The sequence below is a fragment of the Streptomyces sp. NPDC047022 genome, assembly GCF_040644155.1.
Lineage (GTDB): Bacteria > Actinomycetota > Actinomycetes > Streptomycetales > Streptomycetaceae > Streptomyces.
Map to the genome: position 1 here is coordinate 1 of NZ_JBEYVV010000073.1, position 5,544 is coordinate 5,544.

Annotated in this window: 6 protein-coding genes and 1 pseudogene; 4 read left to right on the plus strand and 3 right to left on the minus strand. The window is 70.6% G+C overall.

Annotated features, from left to right (window positions below):
* Window positions 1-122: 122 nt before the first annotated feature.
* The gene (locus tag ABZ845_RS31620) at window positions 123-1,646 is read right to left on the minus strand and encodes an MFS transporter (protein ID WP_360986902.1); all 1,524 of its coding nucleotides are present in this window, start codon (window positions 1,644-1,646) and stop codon (window positions 123-125) included.
* 131 nt (window positions 1,647-1,777) lie between these two features.
* Between ABZ845_RS31620 and ABZ845_RS31625 the strand changes: the two genes are divergently transcribed.
* Window positions 1,778-2,362 carry a TetR/AcrR family transcriptional regulator gene (locus ABZ845_RS31625; RefSeq protein WP_360986890.1) on the plus strand — a complete coding sequence of 195 codons (585 nt, stop codon included), beginning with the start codon at window positions 1,778-1,780 and terminating at the stop codon, window positions 2,360-2,362.
* On the opposite strand, the gene ABZ845_RS31630 is transcribed toward ABZ845_RS31625, so the two are convergent.
* Both ABZ845_RS31630 and ABZ845_RS31635 read right to left on the minus strand, forming a co-directional pair.
* Window positions 2,337-2,870, minus strand: coding sequence for an MFS transporter (locus tag ABZ845_RS31630; protein ID WP_360986905.1), 534 nt, complete (start codon window positions 2,868-2,870; stop codon window positions 2,337-2,339). The genes ABZ845_RS31625 and ABZ845_RS31630 overlap by 26 nt on opposite strands.
* Before the next feature lie 341 nt (window positions 2,871-3,211).
* Window positions 3,212-3,607, minus strand: a complete 396-nt coding sequence (locus ABZ845_RS31635) for a hypothetical protein (RefSeq protein WP_360986893.1) — start codon at window positions 3,605-3,607, stop codon at window positions 3,212-3,214.
* 199 nt (window positions 3,608-3,806) lie between these two features.
* Between ABZ845_RS31635 and sigJ the strand changes: the two genes are divergently transcribed.
* The 3 genes and pseudogenes from sigJ to ABZ845_RS31650 all read left to right on the plus strand — a co-directional run.
* Window positions 3,807-4,751, plus strand: coding sequence for an RNA polymerase sigma factor SigJ (gene sigJ / locus ABZ845_RS31640; RefSeq protein ID WP_360986896.1), 945 nt, complete (start codon window positions 3,807-3,809; stop codon window positions 4,749-4,751).
* Between the two features lie 165 nt (window positions 4,752-4,916).
* A complete protein-coding gene (locus ABZ845_RS31645; protein ID WP_360986899.1) occupies window positions 4,917-5,294 on the plus strand; it encodes a helix-turn-helix domain-containing protein in 378 nt (125 codons plus the stop codon).
* 50 nt (window positions 5,295-5,344) lie between these two features.
* Window positions 5,345-5,544: pseudogene (locus ABZ845_RS31650) on the plus strand (IS630 family transposase); the annotation flags it as partial.

Consider the following 5,544-nt stretch of genomic DNA (forward strand, 5'->3'; position numbering starts at 1 on the left):
GCACGAGGACGGACGCCGCGAGCAGCCCGAGGCCCACCAGCAGAAGGCCGCACGCCTTCCACCCGTGCTCGACGTGGGCCCGGCCACTCAGGTGGCCGGGCCCCGCCGCATGCTGCCGCGCCCTACTCCTGGGTCTCCCGCACCCGGATGCCCCGCAGCGATACCGCGGCCAGGACCGCCGCGCCCAGCAGCAGGACCGCTCCGGTGACCGCCGCCGCCTGCATTCCGTCGGTGAACGCCTCGCGTGCCACCTCCAGCAGCTCCGCTCCCGTCCGGCCCGGCAGCTTCTGCGCCACCGCGATGGCGCCGCCCAGCGTCTCGTGCACAGGGGAGGGGGCCGACGCCGGGATGCCGTGCCGGTAGACGGCCGTACCGATCGAGCCGAGGACCGCCATGCCGAGGGCGCCGCCGAACTCCGCGCTCGTCTCCATCAGGGAGGACGCGACACCGGCCTTCTCCACCGGCGCGGCACCCATCGCCAGGTCCGTCATCTGCGCCATCACGGTGACGATTCCGCCTGCCAGCACGCCCGCCCCGGCCAGCACCAGCCACAGCGAGTGGGTACCGGCGAGCGCCAGCATCCCGAAGCCGCAGGCCGCGACCACGAATCCGCCCGCGACGACATACGCCCGGTCGACGCCCTTCTGGACCATCTGCGTCGTGACCGGCGCCGCGACACCGATGAGCACCGAGGGAAGCAGGGACCACAGGGCGGCCTCCAGCGCGCTCTTGCCGAGCACCGCCTGAAGGTACTGCGTGGTGAAGTAGGCCGAACCCATCACGGCGAAGGACGACACCAGGTTCAAGGTGAGCGCGGGGGCGAAGCCGTGGCCCCGGAACAGGGCCGCTGAGATGAGCGGGGAGGCCGCCGTGCGCTGCCGGAGCACGAACAGCACGGCGAACACCAGCCCGACCGCCACCGACACCACGTACTGGGTGTGCCAGCCCTCGGCCGGGATCTCCTTCAGGCCGTAGATCACCGGCAGGACCGCGGCCATCGACAGCGGCACGCTCAGCAGGTCGAAACGGCCGGGCGCGGGGTTCTTCGACTCGGGCAGCAGGAACGGGCCGAGGACCAGGAGCAGAGCCATCGCGGGCAGGTTGACGAGGAACACCGAGCCCCACCAGAAGTACTGGACGAGGAGTCCGCTCATCACCGAGCCGAGCGCGATGCCGCCCGTCATGACGCCCGACCACAGACCGACGGCCTTGGCCCGCTGCCCCGGGTCCCTGAACATCGAGCGGACCAGCGCCATCGTCGACGGCATCAGGGTCGCGCCGCCGATACCGAGGACCGCGCGGGCCGCTATCAGGGTCTCGGGGCTGTCGGCGTAGGCCGCGACCAGGGAGGCGGTCCCGAAGGCCGCGGCCCCGAACAGCAGCAGCTTTCGGCGGCCTGTGCGGTCGGCCAGCGAACCCATCGTCATCAGCAGCCCGGCGAGGACGAAGGCGTAGATGTCGAAGATCCACAGCTGCTGCGTGCTGCTCGGCCTCAGGTCCGCGCTGATCTCCGGGATCGCGAAGTAGAGGACCGACACATCCATCGAGACCAGCAGCAGCGGAAGCATCAGAACGCCCAGGGCGGTCCATTCGCGGCGGCCGGCCCGCGCGGGGGCGCCGCCGGGTGCGCCGAGGGGGCCGCCCATACCTGTACTCGTGCTCGTGCTCGTCGAGTTCGTCATGCCGATGACTGTACGGGCGTCTTAAACGCTTGTCTAGTACGGGCGTTTAAATCACTTGTATGGGACGGTTGTCTGAATCGAGGTAGGGTGACGGCATGGGACACCGTGAGGATCTGCTCGAGGGCGCCAAGCGCTGCCTGCTGGAGAAGGGGTTCGCGCGCACGACCGCGCGCGACATCGTCAAGGAGTCGGGGACCAACCTGGCGTCCATCGGCTACCACTACGGCTCGAAGGACGCGCTGCTCGCCCAGGCCTATGTGGCACTCGTCGAGGAGATGTCCGACGCGTTCGCCGGCGACGCGAACGCCGGTTTCAGCGCTGCGCCGGGCTCGCTCGAACGGTTCCGGGAAGTGTGGTCGAACATCATCGCCACCATGCGGGAACCCGGTTCGCTGTGGCGGCTCAGCGCCGAGATCGCGGTCATGGGAGACCAGCTGCCCGAGGTGCGCGACCATCTGGCTCAGGCTCAGCGGGAAGGATCGCGCGGCTTCGTCGCGCTGATGACGGGCGGGCGCGAGGAGGACGTCCCGGACGACGTCGTGGACACCCTCGGCAGCTTCTACACGGTCCTGATGACGGGCCTCATCACCCTGTGGACCTTCGACCCGAAGACCGCCCCGGACGCCGACCAGCTCACCGAGGGAGTGCGCCGGTTCATCGAGGCCGCCGACCGGACGTGACGCGTCCCGCGTCCCGCAGCGCCGGGCCCAGGGCGAGCAGCATCGCGGCGGCCGTAAGCGCGAAGGCCCACGGGTAGCCCGTATACCCCGCGACCAGGCCGAAGGCCCCCGCACCCGTGCCTATTCCGGCGTCGTAGGCAAGGTTCCACAGCGCCGTGATCGCGCCGTAGGAAGGGCGGTCGGCCCGGGCGTGCACGAGGGAGAGCGTGGCGTTCTGGGTGATCCCGAGACCGGCCCCGAACACCGCCGCCCCCGCTACGACGGCGACCTGACTCGCGGTCAGGACCAGGGTGAGCACCCCGGCGGCCGACAGCAGCAGTCCGGGCACCACCAGCCGGGCCGAACCGTGCCGGTCGCCGTACCGGCCCGCCACCCACCTGGCCGCCGTCGAGGCCGCGGGCTGCACCAGCAGCGCCACCGTGGCCGCTGCGGCGGACCCCGAAGGCACCGCCGGCGGCAGGAAGGTGACCAGGATGCCGGTGGCAAGCGCGGTGGCGGCGAAGGCCAGAGCCGGGCGGCGGAGGTCGCCGTACGCGCGTCCTCCACACGGCTCGCCGCGAGGCCCTGCGGGCCGCCCTCGCCCGGCACGCCCTCGCCCGGCACGCCCTCGCCGTACGCCTCACCGGTCCGGCCGCCGGTTTCCACGCAGTGGCCCACCTGCCCGAGGGCGCCGACGAGCGGGCCGTGATCGCCGCTGCGCGGTCCCGCTCCGTGGGCCTCTACGGCATGAGCAGCTTGGGCTCCTCGGGTGCCACGGAACCGGCTCGGCTGGTCCTGGGATTCGGCAATGTGACCGAGCGTGCGATCAACGAAGGGATCGCCACGGTGGGGGGACCTGCTGACCGGTCATTAGGACCGCTTCGGCAGCCGGGCGGTCAGCATCTGGCCCAGCGCCAGCACGCTCAGGCCGAACATCAGGACCCCCAGTGGGACATGGAGCCATGCGACGTGCGCGATGCCCAGCACCACCTGCGCGGAAGCGAGTACGAGAAATCCGGCCGAGTGCAGGATGTGGCGTGGTGAGCCGCCGCCCGGCCGCCATGCCAGGACCGCGGCGAGCACGTACAGCATCGTCGCGGCGTAGATCACGCGCGCTCCGACGCTGTGCAGCATCTCGCCGTGACGGGTGGACAGCACCAGCCCGGCGCTGGCCGCCTGGAAGAAGATGCACAGGGTCTGCAGGGCGACCGAGACCTGCAGGAACGTGAACGTGCGTGGTGCGGTCGTGGTGTGTGCGGTGGCCATGGAGCGGTCCCCTTCTCTGCCGGGCGGCGAGGATCTGTACTGTCTCGGTAGTCCGACGACGCAGACCCCTGGAATGTGAGGCGAAGCGCCCGGCCCCACCGTCCGGTGCGGGGTTTCGCGGAAGCGGCGGGAGCGGATGCGCACGGACACCGAGGCACGCGGAGGCACGCGGACGAGGGGACCGGGGGACGTCGTAGCCATGAGAACCACACCCGAACCAGGGCATGACCGGCCCGAGGAGCGCCTGAGCGCGATCGTCGGCGAGCGGCGCCATCTGACCGATCTCGCCTACCGTCTGCTCGGTTCGCTGACCGAGGCCGAGGACGCCGTGCAGGAGACGTACGCCCGCTGGTACGCGATGCCTCGGGCCCGGCGGGAGGCCGTCGAGTCGCCCGGCGCCTGGCTGACGACGGTGGCCGGCCGTATCTGCCTCGACCTGCTCGGCTCGGCGCGGGCCCGGCGCGAACGGTACGTCGGTGAGTGGATACCCGAGCCGCTGCCCGACCGTACGGAGTGGATCAGCGGACGGGAGAGCGGTGGCACGGCCGACCCCGCCGACCGGGTCACCCTGGACGAGTCGGTCGACATGGCCTTCCTCGTCCTCCTCGAGTCGATGACCCCGGCCGAACGCGTCGCGTTCATCCTGCACGACGTCTTCCGGTACTCCTTCGCCGAGATCGCCGTGATCCTCGGCCGGACGCCGGCGGCCTGCCGCCAACTGGCGTCATCGGCCCGTCGGCGTGTGCGTGCCGCGTCCGCTCCGGAGGCTTCGGCGGTTCCGGTGGCCGGGCGGGCCGGTCTGGTGAGGAGTTTCAAGGAGGCGTGGGAGGCCAGGGACATCGAGGCACTCGTAGGACTGCTCGACCCCGGCGCCACGCTGACCGCCGACGGAGGCGGACTGGTCAGCACCGTTGTTCCCCCGGTCGAGGGCAGCGAGCGGATCGCCGCGTACATCCTGCGCATCGCCGACATCGCGCCCGGGCTGACGCTCCTGGAGCGGACGGTCAACGGTCAGCCCGGCCTGGTCGCCCAGCGCTCCGGCGTCACCGTGACCGTGGCGGCCTTCGAACTCACCGGCGACCGCGTCGCCCGCATCTGGGTGATCCGCAATCCGGAGAAACTCCGTTCCTGGATGGATCGCTAGCAGGTTGTCGCTGCTTATTTGTGGCGTGTCTGGTGGGTTCATCGTTGCCATTTGCCGGACAGGACTGTCGTCATGGGTTCACAGAAGAAGCGGCCGGTCCTGTTGTCACCGCAGGATCGTGAGGAGTTGGTCCGGGTGACTAGGACGGGTGTTCGTGGGGCCTCGATGATCATGCGTGCGCGGGTACTGCTTGCACTGGACGCCTCGGTGGGTCACGTGGATTCCAAGGCGGTGATCGCGGCCCGGCTCGGCGTCTCCGGTGAGACGTTACGGCTGGTCGCCAAGCGTTTCGCCGAGACCGGCGGCGATGTTCACGCAACGATCGCGCGGAAGAAGCGCGACCTGCCACCGGTGCCCTCGCCGGTGACCGGCGAGGTCGAAGCCCGGCTGATCGCGATGGCGTGCTCCCAGCCGCCCCAGGGCCATACCCGGTGGTCGCTGCGGCTGCTGGAGAAGCACGTCGCGCTGGCCGAGGACATCCCCGATCTGGACCACTCCACCATCGGGCGAGTCCTAAAAAAACGGAACTGCGCCCTCACCTGAGAAAGTGCTGGGCCATCCCACCCCGGGCGAACGCGGAGTTCGCGGCCCGGTTGGAAGACGTGCTGGCCGTCTATGCCCGGCCCTACGACCCGGCACGTCCGGTGGTGTGCATGGACGAGAAGCCCTACCAGCTCCTCGACCATGCCCGCAGCCCACTCCCGGCCCGACCCGGTCACGACGCCCGCCAGGACAGCGAGTACATCCGCTGCGGCACATGCTCCATCTTCGTGTGGGTCGAACCCCTGCGCGG